This is a genomic window from Cyclobacterium sediminis, from assembly GCF_054781075.1.
The window spans coordinates 344,550-362,799 of record NZ_BAAGVC010000011.1; the positions used below are offsets into that span (position 1 = coordinate 344,550).

The window sequence follows — 18,250 nt, forward strand, 5'->3', positions numbered from 1 at the left end:
AACTTTTTGGAATTATTCTTGCCAATCAACACCTGTATCTTTCCAGCTTTTGGATTTAGCTGAGTCCAAGACAGCTTCACAAACCTTCTGTGTTTCATAGGCATCTCTGAAGGTTGGGTGGCATGGTTCATTTCCTTCCAAGCTTTTGAAGAAGTCCGCAACTTGGTGGATAAATGAATGCTCATAGCCAATGCTTGTTCCTGGAATCCACCAACGATCCATATAAGGTTGATCACCTTCCGTAACATGTACAGAACGCCATCCTCTTACTTCTGGCTCATCATTATGGTCAAAGTATTCCAACCTGTTGAGGTCATGTAAATCCCATCTAATGGAGGCATGTTCTCCATTGATTTCAAAGGTATAAAGGGCTTTATGACCTCTAGCATAACGAGTTGCTTCAAATAGACCCAATGAACCATTGTCAAAATGGCAATGGAACGCACAAGCATCATCTATTTCTACCTTTTGTTTTTCACCACTTCCTTGGTGTACCCTTTCCTTGATAAAGGTTTCCGTCATGGCAGAGACATCTTTGATGCCACCATTTAACCACATGGCAGTATCAATACAGTGCGCCAAAAGATCACCTGTCACACCTGAACCGGCTGTGGCAGCATCCAGTCTCCATAAGGCATCTCCGCCTTGTGGCAACTCAGGGCTTATGGTCCAATCTTGAAGGAAGTTGGCACGGTAATGAAAGATTTTCCCCAATTTACCTGAGTCAACAATTTGCTTGGCCAAAGTAACGGCCGGTACTCTTCTGTAATTGTACCATACAGTATTTTTCACTCCTGCATCTTCCACAACCTTCACCATTTCTTCTGCTTCTTCCAAGGTTCTGGAAAGCGGTTTTTCACAGAGAATCATTTTCCCTGCTTTTGCAGCTGCGATAGCAATTTCTGCATGGGTGTTGTTAGGTGTACAGATATCAACAGCATCGATATCGTCTCTTTCAATTATTTTTCTCCAATCTGTTTCATAGGAGGCATAGCCCCACTGTTCTGCAAATTCTTTGATTTTATCTTCCCTTCTGGAACATGCGGCTTGCAAGACCGGACGGTACTCATATTCAGGAAAAAAGTCTCCCAATCTTTTGTACCCGTTGGTATGGATTCTGCCCATAAGGCCCGTACCTATCAATCCTATTCTTATTTTCTTTTTCTCTGACATTTTTTATTATTTTGGTTGCTAATCAATTGTTGGCGAAAGTAAGCTTGATACTATGCTTTCCAACCATGTTTTTCTCTTACCGAAATCAAGGCTGCCAGGATATTGTTCCAGGTGTCTTCCTTTTTCATCACTTCATTAGGGAACATACATCCGTCCCAGCACATGTGCTGAAAAGCTTTGGTCAATTCTCCATTTTCATCCCGAAGCCAGTAACCTGCATCTTCGGCGATATCCAGTTTTCCGTTGGGGTCATTCGCCAGGCAATGTCTACCTGTTTTGTCATGTGATCCGGAACCAAAGACAGTGGCATCATTTTGAGCTACATGGAAATCAATGGTCCAGGGCCTTAATGCGTCTGTCATTTCTTTTAAAGCAGCCTTCCACACAGATTTGTCTTTCCAGTCATACCCTTCAGGAAGTAATCTATGTTCAGGGTAATTATAACCCAGGGTGTACAATAAAGTATGGGCCATATCTGCCTGGAATCCTAAATAAGGGCTATTTACAGATTCAAGCGTTTCAAGCATTATTTTCCAACTGTGCATTCCTCCCCAGCAGATCTCACCTTCGGCAGCAAGTTTTTCTCCGTAATTTTCAGCAATTTTAGCGGCTTCCTTGAGGGTATCTACAATAATTTTTTGGCTTCCTTTAGGATCTTTTGCCCACAATTCAGGGCTACTAGCGGTATCTATTCTAACAATTCCATAAGGTCTAACCCCTATGTCTCTTAATTTTTTTGCCAGCTTGCAGGATTTTTCCAATAAATCCAGGTAGGTTGCTCTGTCTTCCTTCGAACCAAGAATTGGTCCTCCCCAGATGGGAGCCACCACACTTCCAATATTTAGATCAAGAGCGGAAACTTTATCTGCTAATTTTTTTACCCCGTCATCATCCATTTCTAAATCAATATGGGGATCAAATAGTCCGATGTCCACACCGTCAAATTTAACGCCATCTACTTCAGCATTGGCGGTATTTTGTAACATCTCATCAAATGAAATGATAGGCTCGGAATCAGGACCTTTTCCAACTATTCCAGGCCATGTTGCATTATGTAATTTAGGGAAATTATTTTGGGACATAATTTAATATGGTTAGCAATGAATAATTAATTTAAATCATACTATTAAACAGCCATTTTTAGATGAATATTCACCTTCGAATTCGCTGTTTAAAATTTTTCATCAATTTAATAAATAACTATTGGAATCCCATTCAAATAAGGCTTCCAATAGTTATCCTTTAAGCTTCTAAATGTTCAAATCTGGATTTTCTGGACCAAAGTGTTTCAGCATTACGATGGGATCAGTTTTGGAAAGGTTGGTGATTTTAACTCCTTCCTGAGCTGCTTTTTCAGTCACAAAATATTCATCATGTGTCAGTTGACCATAACGAATCAAAGAAGGTGTTTCTATATCCCAAACTCCCATGGTTCCATGACCTTGCATCATGATCATCCCATAGGCAGCACTGTCTTTAATTACTACTGTTTGGCCGGGAAGAACAGTCAGTTCCTTGGCACTGAAAGCATCAGATCTGTAGCATATCCAATTTTCTATATAACCTTCTGCTTCCATTTCTTCGCTGTCTTTGACAGGCACTGGAGCCATAAAACGAGTTTCCAAGATATTTGGATCCACGTTTAATTCCCAGTCAATCACTTCCATCAATTGGTCATAATCACCTATCCTGTCTTTTGGCGTTCCTTTCCACAGCAATTCTTCAGGAATAATGGCTTCATTCACCAATGACTGGTACATGGCAAAAACATCGGAAGCCTTCTGTGGCTCATAAGTACACATACTGCCAGGAGCATGTAGCATCCCCGGAGGAACATCCCATCCGGTTCCCGGATCCAGTTTGAAGGCCTGAGAAAAGCTGGTAATCTTATTGTCTCCTTTATTAAAGTTTTTGAGACATTCTTTGATTTGTTCTTTGGTAGTTCCCGGAGCTATTCCAAAAAAAGTATAAGGGAAATCTCCTCCGTGATTGTTCAGTTGAGGTGGAAAATAATAAGCTTCCGGCTTGCCTTTCATACCGATTTTAGCGGCATGTTCATCATTGTGGTGAATATGGTGGGGCAATGGGCCCATATTGTCAAAAAACTTAGAATACATTGGCCAGCTTTCGTATTCGTCCCAAAGCCTGTCCCCTATGATTTCACCTTTCAGCTCATCAATGACATCCTTCAATAAAATCTGCTCTTCTTTTCCGTCTTCTCCTAAGACCACTTTACTTAAGCCTTCATGCTCACCGGTAAGGGGACCGTTTTCAGCAGGGCAGGTAGAAGAAAACCATCGCTCATCAATTCCGCCTCTTTCGCCTCCTAATATATAGTAATCATCCGGGTGAAGCTTAATCCTTCTTCCGGGTACACAAAAAGATCTGGGTACCCAGGTAGGTGCCAAACGCAAAATACCCTGTCCTTCTTCTAATGCTTTTTTTGCCAAACTCATAGGTTCTATTTTGATTTATTGTTAATGTATTACGCTTTGTTTTCTATAAATGATTGAATTTTTTTCTTGTTTGTTAGAATGTCAAACACCAATTCATACTTTCTTTTTTCTCCCGGCTTTAATAGGATCAAGGTTCCCTCTTCCCTGGCTTGGGCTTGCCCATAAGGAGGATTGGTTCCCGGCTCCAAGGCGGTAACATACTCGTTTTCTCCCCAGTGCTGCCAATTGATCAACCAGGGCAGTTGGCTTTTATCAAAAGTCATCCTAAAAGCAAAACCCAAAGATGAATTGTACAAACCGGCTCTGCAACGGTCATCAGATTCAGAACTTGGCTTGATAAAAGCCACATCTTCACCAAATCCCCTATGCGCTTCCATAGGCGCAGGACAGGATTTAAAATCGTTTTCCTGATTAAAAATTCGATTGTTTGGGCCGCCATCTCGGGCTTCCCAAGATCCATTCCAAATTATTTGTGTCCCCTCATCTACCAAAGGCCAACCGAAATTAACATGGTAAAGCAACATATGCGGAGCCTCCACATTGGAAATATTGGTAATCTCATCTGATATTTTAAGGTAAGGCTGACCCAAAATCCCGGAAATGGTTCTTTTCAATAGAAGATTAGGTCCGAACACACTGCATTCCCTGATCAAGCCTGTAATATGCATTTCTAAATCTCCCGAATGAATGTCCGGTTGCTTTATGGCGATGATCTCAGCAGGATTATTGGAAATCCTCCCATGCAACCCCCTCTTTCCATACGCGTCATTCTCAGGGCCTCCCACATGCGAAAGACCACAGGTGGTAAGCAAGCCTCCGCCAAAAGTACTTAACCAATCTATACCATCAGCAGTAAATGGAGCAGGGGGAGTAATGCCCACATGGCTTATCCAGGCAAGCCCATGCTCCCCAAACTGGGCTGTGGATATGTCCATGGCCCTGTCCAAAACAAGCTGGTAGCGAAATCCTGCTCCTGTATCAATATTGGCTATCCTGACCCCCTTACCTGTCCCATTGTCCAATATGGCAGTTTCGATACCTCCCAGCTGTTTTACATTTCCGACCTTCCCTTTCCAACGCTGATTCTTTGGATTCATATTTCATTAAAAGCTTAATTCGACTAAAATAACAATCCATTTCCGGCAAACTATCCTGCACTGTAGGGTTCATCCCGGGAAAGCATTGTCGATTTATATAAACAGCTAAAATTAAAGATTTTTTAAATAAATATTGCGATAAGCTACTTGCATTGGAGGCCCTACATGCACCTGCATGCCTAAATATCCTTTGGAAGTGCTATTGGCAGGATCCTCATCGGTAACATCACTCATAAGGGTGCCGTTGATATAGTGTTTCAAACGGTTGCCTTTGGCGACAATACGTATTTCATTCCAATCATTGGACTTCACTACTTTTCTCATTTCCGCCCTATCTCCTAACTCCTTCACCACTTCAAGGCCCAACCAGGCATTTTTCTCCACATTGGCTCTGAGGTTGCCTTCTTTTTCTTGAGGATTTATCTTGGTTTGTTGACCGATATAAGCCAGTGTTGTTCTTTTTCTCTCTTCGTAATTCTGTCCTGTATAATTATTCTTCCCGTCAATATCTGCTTGATAGCCTTTAAGGGCATGCGCTAAACCTTCCACAGGTTCACTTCTGTAATTGACGCCCGAGTTTCCTGCTTCAGTGATTTTAAATTCCGCTTTGAACTCAAAGTCTGCAGGCTGACCACCTTGATAAATTAAAAAATGATTCCTTTCCAATTTGGTCCCTTCAGTAATCTCTCCTATTATGGCACCATTTTCCACGCTCCAGTAGGTAGCATCTCCATCCCAACCATTCAGGCTTTCTCCATCAAAAATCTTGACAAAGCCATCATTTGAATCTGTCTTGGCAGGGCTTTCCTCTTTTACAGCTGCAGCTTCCTCCTTTTGCTGGCCGGAGCCACAGGCAAAGGTCAGTGCAGAAAAAGCAAGCACTGAGGTTATTTTTAGTATATTTCTCATTAGGTGATGATTTAGGTTGAAAGTTTTCAGGCCAAACAATACTTGCTTGGCCTGAAATTCATATAAATTTAAATTTTATTGGTACACTTCGTGATTGGGATTTCCTCCGGACACAAGGTATGCCATCAAATCTTTTAGCTCCTCTGCATTAAGTCTATTGACCAAGCCGGGTAACATCACTGAAACCTCAGACTCTTTGGTGCTTGTCACTTGATCCTTTGGTATCTCCATAATCATATCCGGAGAAAAAGGATTTTGTGACACATAGTAGGTAGTCTCATCTTCTCTAATAAGTCTACCAACCACTGACGACTTGTCTCCCATAACGAATACCATTGCAGCATATTGGTCTGAGATGACATCATTTGGGTTAATTGTTGCTTCAAGGATATCTTTAGGGCTAAACCTGGTACCCAATTGGGTAAGGTCCGGTCCAATAACTCCACCTTCACCTCCCATGGCATGACATGAACTACAAAGCGTGGCATTAAACATGGCTTCGCCTTTTTCCAGGTCTCTTCCTTTAAGGTCCTCTACCAAAGGTGCGGCTTCTTCCACTGTCCATCTTTTTCCCGGGCCTTCAGGCTGAATAGAAGATTCTACAATTTCATTTCCTGAACCAGAAAGTCTTTTTCCGCCGGACAATTCATCATAATGATCAAATTTGGATTTTGGAACGGTACTTAGTGCCATCTTCCTTGCCCGGTCTATAAAGCCCACATAACTTCTTCCTCCTTTGTATTGGAAGGCGTTATTGGTCCAGTTAAAATATTTCTCGTAAGACGATTCATCCCATCCTGCTTTCGCACCCCCAAGCACAGTGGCCAGATAAGTTTGTTGCGCCGGTGGAACATTGGCCAGCATATTGGCGATATCCAAACCATACCTTGGGTTTCTCATGATCAAATCAGAGGAAGCTGTAAGGGTTTTTTGGAAATTAGGATCATCTTCGGCTTCGTCCAACATACCCAATAACTTAGGCACAGCGGAGGGAGCTTCCAATTTAACCAAGACTTTACCCATAACCCTGTTTACTTCATTGGTCTCTGCAGGGAAATGCTCATCCAAATAGGCTATCAATTGATTGCTTACCGCTCCTGATGGGTTTCCATGTCTGGCGATTACTACTTCAAAAGCCCTGGCCAAATTCATTTTGTCTCCCTCATCAAGTGATCCATAATCGGCTTTCATCAAAGCTTGAATCATCTGGTCTCTTTGAGAAGCTTTTCCATGTCTTGCCAAGGCAATAATGGCCTGTGTCAAGGCCCTGGTATTGGTTTCATTAAGGGCTTTACTTTGCCATTCGGACAATGGCTGATGTTCCACTGCAATTCTTGCGGCATACTGAACAAAGCGATCACTATGGCTCAAATAGGGCCAAGCAAAATCAATCGCACCGGATTTAGCCCCTGTATGGTAAGCTTCCAGGCTTCTTCTTATTTTATGTTCCTCAGGTAAATCTGCCTCGGTAAGGCCTCCTTTACTCTCTCCACTCAAGTCACCGGTATAATGAACCCGGTACAAGTCAGACTCCAAACGTCTTCCTCCTGTCATAAAATACAGCGCTCCATCCGGTCCAATTACTCCATCCGTTAATGGCAAAGGTGAACCTGAAATAAATTCCTCACCCGTAGCGGAATAAGAACCTCCACTAGGAGTAAGATTAATTTTATACATGATCCCAAAACTCCAATCGAATGCATACAATGCATTGCGGTATTCTTCCGGAAATTTGGCTTTGCTGCCATAAAAAACATTGGTTGGTGATCCCTGTCCAATATTCAACACTGCCGGAAGGTTGTCTGTATATTCCGGAGACCATTTCATATTTCCTGTTCTCCATCCATACTCACTTCCACTGGTTACATGGTTAATTCGCGTAGGACGGTACCACGGCATTCCAAAGTCCCATTCCATATCAGAATCATAGGTAAACAAGTCGCCTACTTCATTGAAGGCTACATCAAAGGGGTTTCTGTACCCCACACTTACCAACTCCCATTCTTTACCTTCAGGGTCAATTTTAGCTACCCATCCTCCCGGTGCACCTCTACTGTTCGCATGGCCTCTGGGGTCCTTGATTTCAGGAATCAGGTTGTCATTTTCCCAAACACGTGGAATCCTATAATGGTCCATTTCCGGAACATCTATATGGTTACCTACAACAATGTAGATGGATTGACCATCAGGAGAAACTACCATACTGTGTGGACCATGCTCACCGGGGCTTCCAGTAAATTCTTTTAAGGTTGTTATTTTATCAAATTGGTCATCACCATTGGTGTCTTGTAGTCTATAGAGACCTGTGCTTTTGTCAAAATCATCATTGGCACGGTGATTAACCATTACATACAGGCTATTAAAAGCATACAATAAGGCTTGGGCATATCCCATTCCAATTTTATCGTCTCCATTATCTCCTATGATCAGTTTTTGAACAGTGGGAGTTAATGAGTCTGATCCAATTGCAGGAACTTCCAAGCGATAAATTGCTCCATATTGATCGACGGTTAAGAGTCTATTTTTGTCATCGAAAGTCATTCCTACCCAAGAGCCCTGATCATTTTCTCCGGGGCTGTATAGGTGTTCTGCTTCAAAACCTGTCGGCAATTTTAATTTGGCTACTTTGGGGTGTACCTCCTTCTGATCGCCATCGCTTTGCCCGCATGAACCCATCATTAACAGGATCAGGCCGGCCATTAGCCAGTTCTTCATCATATTAGTTTTATACATAAGTTTATTGTTAATTCAGCTTCCTACAATCAATTGTTTACCACAGGCTTGAAACCAATTTTAAAATTAACCCAAATTCGCAGCTTATGATAACCAATAATGTTGAAATAAAACCTTTGGTCATAAAAACCCAAAAAACAACGGAAAGCTTGGTCGCTTTCCGTTGTACTTTAAACCCTTATGGAGGTTTAAATTTAAGTACCAACCTGATTAGAAGTGAGGGGTTATCTCCGCTTCAGCTGCAGGTAATGCATAGTATTTGGTGATGTTAGTAAAAGCATTGGACCTGAAAGTTGCCCCTGCTGGATAATAATAATCCAAAGGATTGGCCAAAGCCCTTTGGCCAAAATCACCGATAATCTCCTGAACCCTGTCTGCTCTGACAATATCAAACCATCTTTTATTTTCAAAAGCAAGCTCTACTCTTCTTTCTTTAAAGATTGCCTCTCTCATATCTCCTTGACTTGAAGCGGTAGTGGCTCCCAAACCGGCTCTTTCTCTGATTTGGTTTAGGTAACCTGCAGCTTCGGCAGTTTTACCTTGCTCATTCAATGCCTCTGCTAGGAAAAGTAAAACTTCTGCATAGCGATAAATAGGCCAATTCATGCCATGGTTTCCATTTAATTCGTGATGTTTAGCATATTTCTTAATGTATGGATATACTTTATCTTCCCTATCACTCCCAGCGATCTCTACATAAGCAATTGAAGCATCCAATCTTTCGTCACCATCTTCGTAAGCAGCAATGATATCAGGAGTGGGAATATTGTTACCTTGTCCATCAAGTCCTTGGGTATTTGAAGTACCTGTAATCGGCTGCAATTCCTGTGAAGATATGGGTCTTGGCATAAAGCTATACAAGAAGTTTCCATTCAAACCTTCAGGACCTTCCAAGTATTGCACTTCAAATAAAGATTCCATATTATTCTTATTGCCTACACTTTCAGAAAATACATCCTCATAATTGGCTATAAGTTCATATTCTCCGCTACTTACAATCGCTTTCAGCAAAGTCTCTGCCTCTGCCCACTTCTTCTGGGTGATGTAAACGTCTGCTAGCAACATCTGTGCAGCCCCCTTAGAAGCTCTACCTACACCTTGATTCGAGCGGACTGGAAGTAGAGAAACTGAAGCCTGAATATCACTGATAAGCTGATTGTATATTTCAGCTTCAGGAGTAATCGGAAGGGCTGCTTCTTCTCGCGTAGTTACCGGTTCCAAATGAAGTGGAACTCCCCCAAAATACCTTGCCAATTCATAATAGGCATAACCTCTTAGAAAAAGAGCCTGTCCTTTAAGGTTATCTTTGCTAGTCTGGTCAAACTCTACCTCATCAATTAACGAAAGAATTTGATTGGCTCTAGCAATAATAAGATAATCCTGTCGGTACTGATTAAGCACATGGGTATTAGAGGTAATCCCCTGGGCTTCAGGCAAAGCATGGTCCGAAATATCCTCCTGCTGCTCGGTAGCACCAAAGTTAATATTTCTAGCATAAATCGTATTGTCCGAACGCATTTCGCACAATAACCAAGATCGATCATCAGCAATAGAACGAAGCGGCGCATAGGTTGCATTTACGGCCTGTTCAAAATCCGCCTCTGTTTTATAAAAGGTGGCTGAACTGAGTGCAGTTTCAGGAGTAATGGTCAAGAACTCTTCACAGCTTGACAACATAATACCCAAAAGCACAATGTATATATTTATTTTTTTCATTTTTAATCAAATTAAGATAAGAAGCCTGATTAGAATGTGATGTTTGCACCAATAGTGAAGGTACGTGGAACAGGGTAACCTGTAAGATCAACCCCCGGGCTCAAGTTTCCACCATCACCACTACCATTGTTTTGCTGGCTAACTTCAGGGTTTGGCCCTCCCCAGTAAGGAGTGAAGATATACACATTTTGTACGGAAGCATATAACCTGGCAGCTTTCACAACATTGGCTATTTTGCCTATATCATATCCAAGGGTGATGTTTTTAATGGTGAAAAAAGAAGCATCCCATACAAAATTGCTATTGGCCCAATCTCTTTCAATACCCGTTACATTACCTCCTCCAACTGTGGTACCGAAAATCCCTTCTCCCGGATCTTCAGGAGAACGGAAACGATCAGTGGCTTTGGCAACCATGTTAAACACGCCATCCAAATTGGCTGTACTGTAAAGGTGTCTCATGTATAACTGATGGCCTTGAGAACCGGAAGCAATGATGTTCAAATCCCATTTACCATATTTGAAATTATTGGTAATACCATAGGTAAAGTCAGGAAATGGATTTCCGATAATTGTTCTATCATCATTGTCTCCCCCAATACTTATGATACCATCACCATTTACATCTTCCAACTTGATGGAGCCTACTGTCGACCTTCCTGGGACTTGAGGCGAATTGTCCAAATCTTCTTGATTCATATAATTACCCAATTTGTTCAATCCATAAAATTGACCAAATGGTTGTCCTACCTGGGTGATATGTGCATAACCATAAACTCTGTCTATTCCATCCGCCAATGCGATCACTTCATTTCTATTGAAAGAAATGTTGGCATTGGTTGTCCATACCAATCGCCCTTGGGTATTTCTTGAAGTGATAGAAAATTCATGACCCCAGAATTTGATTTCCCCAATATTATCTGTAAAACTTCCAAAACCGGCTTCCTGAGGAATCTGCACATTGTACAATAGGTTGGTGGTATTTTTAGAGTAAAAATCATATATGAATGTTACCCTATCATCAAACAAACCTAAATCAAGTCCTATATCAAATTGTCTGGTTGTTTCCCAACCTAGGTAAGGATTAGATAAGGAGGTAATGGCTGCTCCAGGTACTACTGTATTGTCAAAAACTGAATTTACAGTATTACTAACCAAGGCATATTGGGTATAATTACCAATATTATTATTACCTGTCACACCGAAACTACCTCTAATTTTGGCAAATGAAACTTTGTCGCTTGTATTCAAGAAACCTTCATCAGACAAAACCCAACCGGCCGATACTGAAGGGAATACACCCCAACGGTTTTCAGAACCAAATCTGGAAGAACCATCAGCTCTAATGGCTGCTGTCATTAAATACTTTCCTTTGAAGTTGTAAGTCAACCTGGAAAGAAAGGAAGTCAAAGACCATTCCTGAACATCTGACAAGGTACCCCCTCTGCTAATATTGATGGCCCCTTGAATCGTTGGAAGCCTGTCATCTGCATAGGTATTTGCGGCTACTCTGGTTCGCTCTCTCCTAAATTTCTGGTTGGTAAACCCACCCAATAATTGGAAGTTATGGTCGTTTATTGACTTGTTATAGGTAACCGTATTCTCATTCAACCAGCTAAAATTATTGTAATGATCCCTAATAGAAGATGCAACCGCAGGAATGGCAATGTTTATTCCCGGAGTAGCTGTGGATGGGTTGAAATAGAAATATTTACTATTTCTTATTTCAGCATTGATCGTAGATTTAACTACTAGACCTTCAATTGGCTCATATTGGATATATGCGTTGGAAAGCAAATTGGTTTGCTTGGTCTCATTGGTGATTTCCAGAGCAGAACGCACATAGTTTGGATAAGCAAAGATATTTCCTGTTTCACTTGGGAACCTGTTATAATACGTCAACTCACCATCTTCATCATAAATTGGCATATTAGGCCAGGCATGTAAGGCATTAAACAATATCCCGGTACCTCTTGAACCATCCGTTCTAGGTGTATTGTCCCTCACATACTGAGGGGCAATATTGAATCCCATAGAAACTTTTTCAGAAGCCGTATAATCAGAGTTAATTCTTAATGAAAAACGTTCATAATCCGTATTCAATACCACGCCTTCCTGATCAAAATAACCCGCCACTACAGAGGTTCTCATTTTCTCTGTATTGGAGTTTATGGTTAAATTGTAATTAGAAATGGGTGCAGTTTGCAGCAAAGCATCGTACCAGTCCTGCGTTTGTCCTTCATATTCAGAAGGATTCTGAAACATATCCGGAACAGGTCTGCCTGCATCTTCATAATATTCCTTTTTGAACTGGGCAAATTCAACAGCATCCATCATTTCCAGACGGTTGTAATGAGGTACATTTTGCAAGCCTCTGTACACATTGAGAGAAACGCTTGACTGTCCTGCTTTACCGCGTTTAGTAGTGATCAGCACTACACCATTCGCAGCCCTGGAACCGTAAAGAGAGGTAGAGGCAGCATCTTTCAAAATGGTAATGTCCTGAATTTCATCCGGATTTAAAGTGGAAATATTTCCGGTTATAGGGAACCCATCCACTACATACAATGGGTCACTACCTGCAGAAACCGAAAGTTGTCCCCTAATGCGGACATTCATTCCCTGACCTGGCTTACCTGTGGTTTGATTAATTTGCACACCGGCAAGTTGCCCCTGCAACTTCTGAGCTATCTCAGTAGCAGGTATATCCATTAGGTCATCTCCGTCTATGGTTTGCACCGCACCGGTGATTTCCTTTTTCAACTGACTACCATATCCAACCACTACAACTTCCGTCAAGTCACTCATGGAGGAAGCAAGGGTGATATCATATTGTGTTTGACCACCTTGAATGGTGATTTCCTGGGTCGCATACCCGATATAGCTCACCGAAAGAATTTCTCCTGCAGCGGCTTCTACCTGAAACTTCCCATCCAGATCAGTAACAGTTCCACGGGTGGTTCCCTTTACCAATACCGACACTCCCGGTATGGTCTCGTTATCGCCTTCTGAGCGTACCACACCGGTAACGGTGCTTTGCGCATAAGAAGCGAAGCTCAATAACATAGCAGCCAAAAGGGTAAATAGCTGCTTGCTATCCATAAATTGGTAACAATTTTTTTTCATAATTAATAGGTTAAATTGAGTGGGTAAATTGACTCCTTCATCAGTTTAATGATGAATTTAATTACAATAAAGCCCTTATTTTTTCTAAAACTGTCCTGTACTGTGCTGAATAAGTAAACCGACAATTTCCCCTATAATTCAGATAGGCATATCATAGTTCAGTACGAAAAATCTGAATAGAAAAAATTATATTTTGATTTTTTAAAAAATAAAGGATTATACGACTTTTAAATCAATCATCATCAAAGCAAATAATTTAATATTCTGGCATTTTTAAAAAAAGTAATTGGGTTTCAGAAAACCATAGTCCTCTGAAACCCAATAAAAAGATGAAAATTAATAACCGGGATTCTGTAACAATGAAGAATTGATCCTCATTTGATCCTGTGGAATTGGAAACAAAATCTCATGTGCCTCAAAAATAAAGTCATTGTTAGAAAATGGAATACCCTCTCTAGAGGTGGTAGGGTTTGCTCTTTCTCTTAATCCATAAGCATTGAGCATATTTACCAACTCACTATCAGTCTTGGTCCGTTTCAAATCAAACCAGCGATGGTTCTCAAATGCCAGTTCTATCCTGCGTTCATTAAGGAGCACTATTCTGAACTCATCTTTACCTAAGCCATTTACCGGCTCCAACCCGGCTCTGTCTCGAATCTCATTTAGGTACCCTAAGGCTGTTCCTGAGGGACCTTCCACTTCATTGATGGCCTCCGCAAGCATTAACAACACATCTGCATATCTGATTACAGGCCAATTGTCATTGGTAACTCCTCTGATGGAATGGGGATGGTGAAACTTGTTGATATAAGGTACAGCTATATAAGTTCCTTCTAGGCTGGTATAGCCTTCTTTCAAAGACACCTCTTTTCTTAAATCTCCTTCCTCATACAAAGCGATTATTTCATTGGTAGGCGTATTCCATCCACCACCATCCTGACCCGGAAAATCGATTACTGCCCCAACTGACTCCCTGGGTGCAAAGGTGTAAATGAAATTACTTCCCACACCAAATTGATTGTCTCCCTGATACTGAATATCCCAAATGGACTCCTGATGATTTTTGTTTTGGGGATCAAAAACAGCCCCATAATCCTGAAGCAAGCCATAACCCAAAGAAGTAACCTGAGTCAAGGCATCAATGGCTTCAGTATAATTTTTTCTGGTCAGGTGTACCTTACCCAGCAAGCTCAAAGCTGCTCCTTTGGTAACTCGGCCAATATCATCCGCACCATAACTTGATGGCAATAAAGCAACTGCATCATTTAAATCTGAGAGGATTTGCTGGTACACAGTTTCCACCGGAGACCTGTTGTATTCAAAAGCTTCTGCAGGGGAACTCACCGGTTCAGTGATGACAATCACATCTCCAAAATGCTGCACCAAATGAAAGTAAAGGTAAGCCCTAATCATTTTCAATTCCCCCTCAGACCTGTTTTTGATTGCATCCGAAGCATTGGATTCCGGTAACTTGCTCAAGCTGGTATTGACATTGACCATGATACCGTAGGTGCTGTTGTACAGATTGGTAATATTTGAAGTAGCCGGATTGTATTGCCAAAACTCCAAGGCTTCTAAGCTCGGTCCATTCCCCCTATTACCGGGATTAAAATGAAGGGTCGTATTGTCTGAGATAAATTCTGTATACTGCCATTGACTCAAATGCCATGGCCTCAATTGACCATATACACCATTAACGGCCTGTACAAGTTGCGTTTCTGTCTGGTAAAAATTATCCGATACCAAAACTGTAGGATCGGTTTTATTTAGAAATTCATCATCACAGGATGTGCTAGCAAATAAAACACCCAGGCCAATGAACAATGTATTAATGTATTTTTTCATGTCTTAAGTCATTTTATGATTTAGAATCTTACTGTTGCACCTAAAGTGAAAGTTCTTGGCATTGGATAAGCTTCATCATCTACCCCTATATTGATACCTCCTCTGGTGTTGACTTCCGGATTGGTGCCGGGAAACGAAGTAAATAAAAACGGATTCTCTGCACTGAAAAACACCCTGGCATGGGGCACTACAGGGTTCTTTGGAATGGTATAGCCCAAGGTGATGTTTCGTAACCATACATGGCTAGCATCATACACATACCTGGAATTTGATTCCCGCTGCCATTTCCAAGTATTGGTAGTTGCTCCTCTTCCATCCCCCGGGTTTTCGGCAGATCTCCAGCGATTAACTCCTGATTGAAGGATATTAAACACCCCATCCATATTCATGGTGGTGGCCTCTATATTTCTAAAAACATCGTAATTAAAAGCCCCGGTAAACATCAGGTTAAAATCAAAATTCTTAAAATCTCCCCCCAGCGTATAACCTATAATATAATCCGGATGGGGGTTTCCGATTTCAATCATGTCCTGCTGGTCATAGGATATTACTCCATCCCCGTTGGCATCAAAATACTTATAGGTACCGGGTACGGCTCCATCCTGATCCGGCCAAGCCTCAATTTCAGCATCAGTATCAAAGATACCTACCATTTTGAAGCCATGAAACATGGCCAATGGCCTTCCGACTTGGGCTACATTGTAAGTACTATAGAACCCACCTGCCCAGATCTCGTCGTTTTCTCCTCTAATTTCCAATACCTTGTTCCTATTGATGGTCAGGTTCAGGTTGGATCTAATGTTTACCTGATTGATCATGGTTCTGTAGTCCAAAGCCAACTCAAGCCCTCTGTTTTGCACTTTCCCTACATTGTCCAAAGATTGGGTAAATCCTGAAATTACAGGCATCTCAACAGAAAGAAGCATATTGTTGGTAAGTCGATTGTAATATTCGGCGGTTAGAATAAGCCTATTGTCAAACATGGCCCAATCCAAACCTATATCAGTCTGTTGGGATTGTTCCCAACCTAAATTCGCATTGGCAAAATTGGAAAGGACCTGCCCGTTGGCAATGCTTCCCCCCAACACATAATTCGAAATGGCCATATTGGACAAACTTGAATAGTTACCAATTGCATTGTTACCTGTAACACCAAAGCTGGCCCTTAATTTCATGTCGGTAATCCAGCGGGTTTCAGGCATAAAAGACTCTTCAGAAATCCTCCAACCTGCCGAAAAAGCAGGGAAATTACCCCATTTATTATTGGCACCAAACCTTGAGCTCCCCTCTCGTCTAAATGAAGCTGAGAACAGGTATTTGTCATCAAAGGAATAATTGGCCCTTGCAAAATAGGCCATCAGACTCCAATCAGCTTCTCCAGAGGTGGAAGTCTGCCTAATGGCTGCACTTAAATAAGTTACCTCGTCATTGGGAAACTCATTGCCATTCCCCTGTAGATATTTGTAGGTTTCCTCTTGTACAGAATAGCCTAACAAGCCATCCACCCTGTGGTTGCCAAAAATCTTACTGTAAGACAGCAATTGATCTGCCGCGATATTAAGGGTTTCATTCCTTCTTTGGTACAAGGTAGCCTCCCTTGGTGGCGCCTGATTAAATCCTGTTCCGGCCAAGGTAGAAGGTCTGAACTCTTTTTGTTCTGTATTGTCAAGAATAGCATTTACAGAGGTTCTGAATTTAAAATTTTTCAAAAAGGAAAATTCTAAAAACCCATTGGTCAAAAGGTTATTCTCTGAAAGGGTCCGTTCCATTTCATGCAATTCTTGCACTACATTGGCGGTACCAAAAACACCGTTGGTCCCTCCAATATAATCGTTGAAGCTTCCATCCTCATTGTATACAGGATACCGAGGATCCGCCCATAAGGCACGCCCAATCAAAGCACTTCTACCATTGGTAGACGCATAGTCTTCGTTGGATCGGGAGGCGGCGATATTCCATCCCATGGTTATAAAATCATTGATCTTGCCCCCTATATTTGCTCTTACATTAAACCTTTCAAAGCCGGTTTCAATTACCGCTCCTTCCTGATTGATATACCCCACCGATACCAAAGAGCGAATGCCACCTTTACCGGCAGATAGGCTTACATTGTAATTCTGAAATCTTGCATTTTGATTGAGAATTTCGTCAAACCAATCTGTGGAGACGGTTGTTTGTTCAGGGTATCGGAATTCCAGAGGAACTTCTTCAATGGAAGGTTCCCTGTTTTCGTAATACCTGATCCTGTCTACAAAACTATCGTGTTTAAACTGGGCAAACTCAACCCCATTCATCATTTTGGTCCTTCTTCCATCGGGGATATTTTGCACGCCTTGATTGACAACAAAATCAAGGTTTACAGTTCCTTCTTTGGCTGATTTTGTTGTGATCAAAATTACTCCATTGGAACCTCTTGCACCGTAAATAGCTGTGGAAGCAGCATCTTTCAAAACGGTCATGCTCTCTATATCTGAAGGATTGAGACTTTGCCCCAATGAAGTGCCCACAGGGAATCCATCTACAACATACAGTGGTTGACTACCTGCCCCTAAAGAACCTATTCCCCTAATGGTAACTTCCATTTCTTCTCCGGGCCTTCCGGAATTTTGCCTTACCTGTACTCCTGCAGCTTGTCCCTGCAACAGCCTTGAAACATTGGTGGTGGGCACTTCTCCAATATTGTCCATATTGATCACAGACACTGCTGAGGTAATGTCTGCTTTTCTTTGGGATCCATATCCAACCACTACTACTTCTCCCAAATCCCCCATGGAAGATTCCATAGAAATCTCATAGTTGGTCCGCCCACCGGAGACGGTTACCTCTTGGCTTTCGAAACCTATAAAACTTACTGTGAGAACGTCACCGGGAGCAGCTTGAACAGAGAATGCTCCTTCCATATTTGTGACAGTCCCTCTACTGGTACCTTTAACCAGGATAGACACACCCGGTAATGGTTCATTATCATCCACACTCACCACTATTCCTGAAATTTGGCTTGCCTGACGGGAATAGCCCACCATAACAATCATTGCCATCAGAAAAGTCATAAGGATTCGAAGATAAGATTGCATCCAATCATATCGTTTTCTCATAATTATTTGGGTTTTATTATAAATTTAAATATTACAAATCATAATGAAATAAACTTAAAATAAACCAAATGACTATCCTGCACTATCCTGTTTCCGAAAAA

The 18,250-nt window shown here is 41.6% G+C and carries 10 protein-coding genes; all 10 read right to left on the reverse strand.

The features are described from left to right. Positions 1-12: 12 nt before the first annotated feature. The 10 genes from ACYVHJ_RS14440 to ACYVHJ_RS14485 all read right to left on the reverse strand — a co-directional run bounded on the left by ACYVHJ_RS14440 (position 13) and on the right by ACYVHJ_RS14485 (position 18,149). A complete protein-coding gene (locus ACYVHJ_RS14440) occupies positions 13-1,173 on the reverse strand; it encodes a Gfo/Idh/MocA family protein (RefSeq protein ID WP_460515891.1) in 1,161 nt (386 codons plus the stop codon). Between the two features lie 50 nt (positions 1,174-1,223). Next, positions 1,224-2,255 carry a sugar phosphate isomerase/epimerase family protein gene (locus ACYVHJ_RS14445; protein WP_303614985.1) on the reverse strand — a complete coding sequence of 344 codons (1,032 nt, stop codon included), beginning with the start codon at positions 2,253-2,255 and terminating at the stop codon, positions 1,224-1,226. A gap of 168 nt (positions 2,256-2,423) precedes the next feature. Next, positions 2,424-3,629, reverse strand: coding sequence for a class I mannose-6-phosphate isomerase (locus ACYVHJ_RS14450; RefSeq protein WP_460515893.1), 1,206 nt, complete (start codon positions 3,627-3,629; stop codon positions 2,424-2,426). Positions 3,630-3,658: 29 nt separating this feature from the next. After that, on the reverse strand, positions 3,659-4,726 hold the full coding sequence (locus tag ACYVHJ_RS14455; RefSeq protein ID WP_460515895.1) for an aldose 1-epimerase family protein: 1,068 nt from the start codon (positions 4,724-4,726) through the stop codon (positions 3,659-3,661). A 111-nt stretch (positions 4,727-4,837) separates the two neighbouring features. Further along, positions 4,838-5,635, reverse strand: coding sequence for a 3-keto-disaccharide hydrolase (locus ACYVHJ_RS14460; RefSeq protein WP_460515897.1), 798 nt, complete (start codon positions 5,633-5,635; stop codon positions 4,838-4,840). 75 nt (positions 5,636-5,710) lie between these two features. After that, positions 5,711-8,368 (reverse strand): c-type cytochrome, encoded by a 2,658-nt coding sequence (locus ACYVHJ_RS14465; RefSeq protein WP_460515899.1) that lies wholly within the window; start codon positions 8,366-8,368, stop codon positions 5,711-5,713. Between the two features lie 210 nt (positions 8,369-8,578). Continuing rightward, on the reverse strand, positions 8,579-10,084 hold the full coding sequence (locus ACYVHJ_RS14470; RefSeq protein ID WP_460515901.1) for a RagB/SusD family nutrient uptake outer membrane protein: 1,506 nt from the start codon (positions 10,082-10,084) through the stop codon (positions 8,579-8,581). Positions 10,085-10,113: 29 nt separating this feature from the next. Next, the gene (locus tag ACYVHJ_RS14475) at positions 10,114-13,209 is read right to left on the reverse strand and encodes a SusC/RagA family TonB-linked outer membrane protein (RefSeq protein ID WP_460515903.1); all 3,096 of its coding nucleotides are present in this window, start codon (positions 13,207-13,209) and stop codon (positions 10,114-10,116) included. Positions 13,210-13,545: 336 nt separating this feature from the next. Beyond that, positions 13,546-15,054 (reverse strand): RagB/SusD family nutrient uptake outer membrane protein, encoded by a 1,509-nt coding sequence (locus ACYVHJ_RS14480; RefSeq protein ID WP_460515905.1) that lies wholly within the window; start codon positions 15,052-15,054, stop codon positions 13,546-13,548. 20 nt (positions 15,055-15,074) lie between these two features. Further along, positions 15,075-18,149, reverse strand: coding sequence for a SusC/RagA family TonB-linked outer membrane protein (locus tag ACYVHJ_RS14485; protein WP_460515907.1), 3,075 nt, complete (start codon positions 18,147-18,149; stop codon positions 15,075-15,077). Positions 18,150-18,250: the final 101 nt, after the last annotated feature.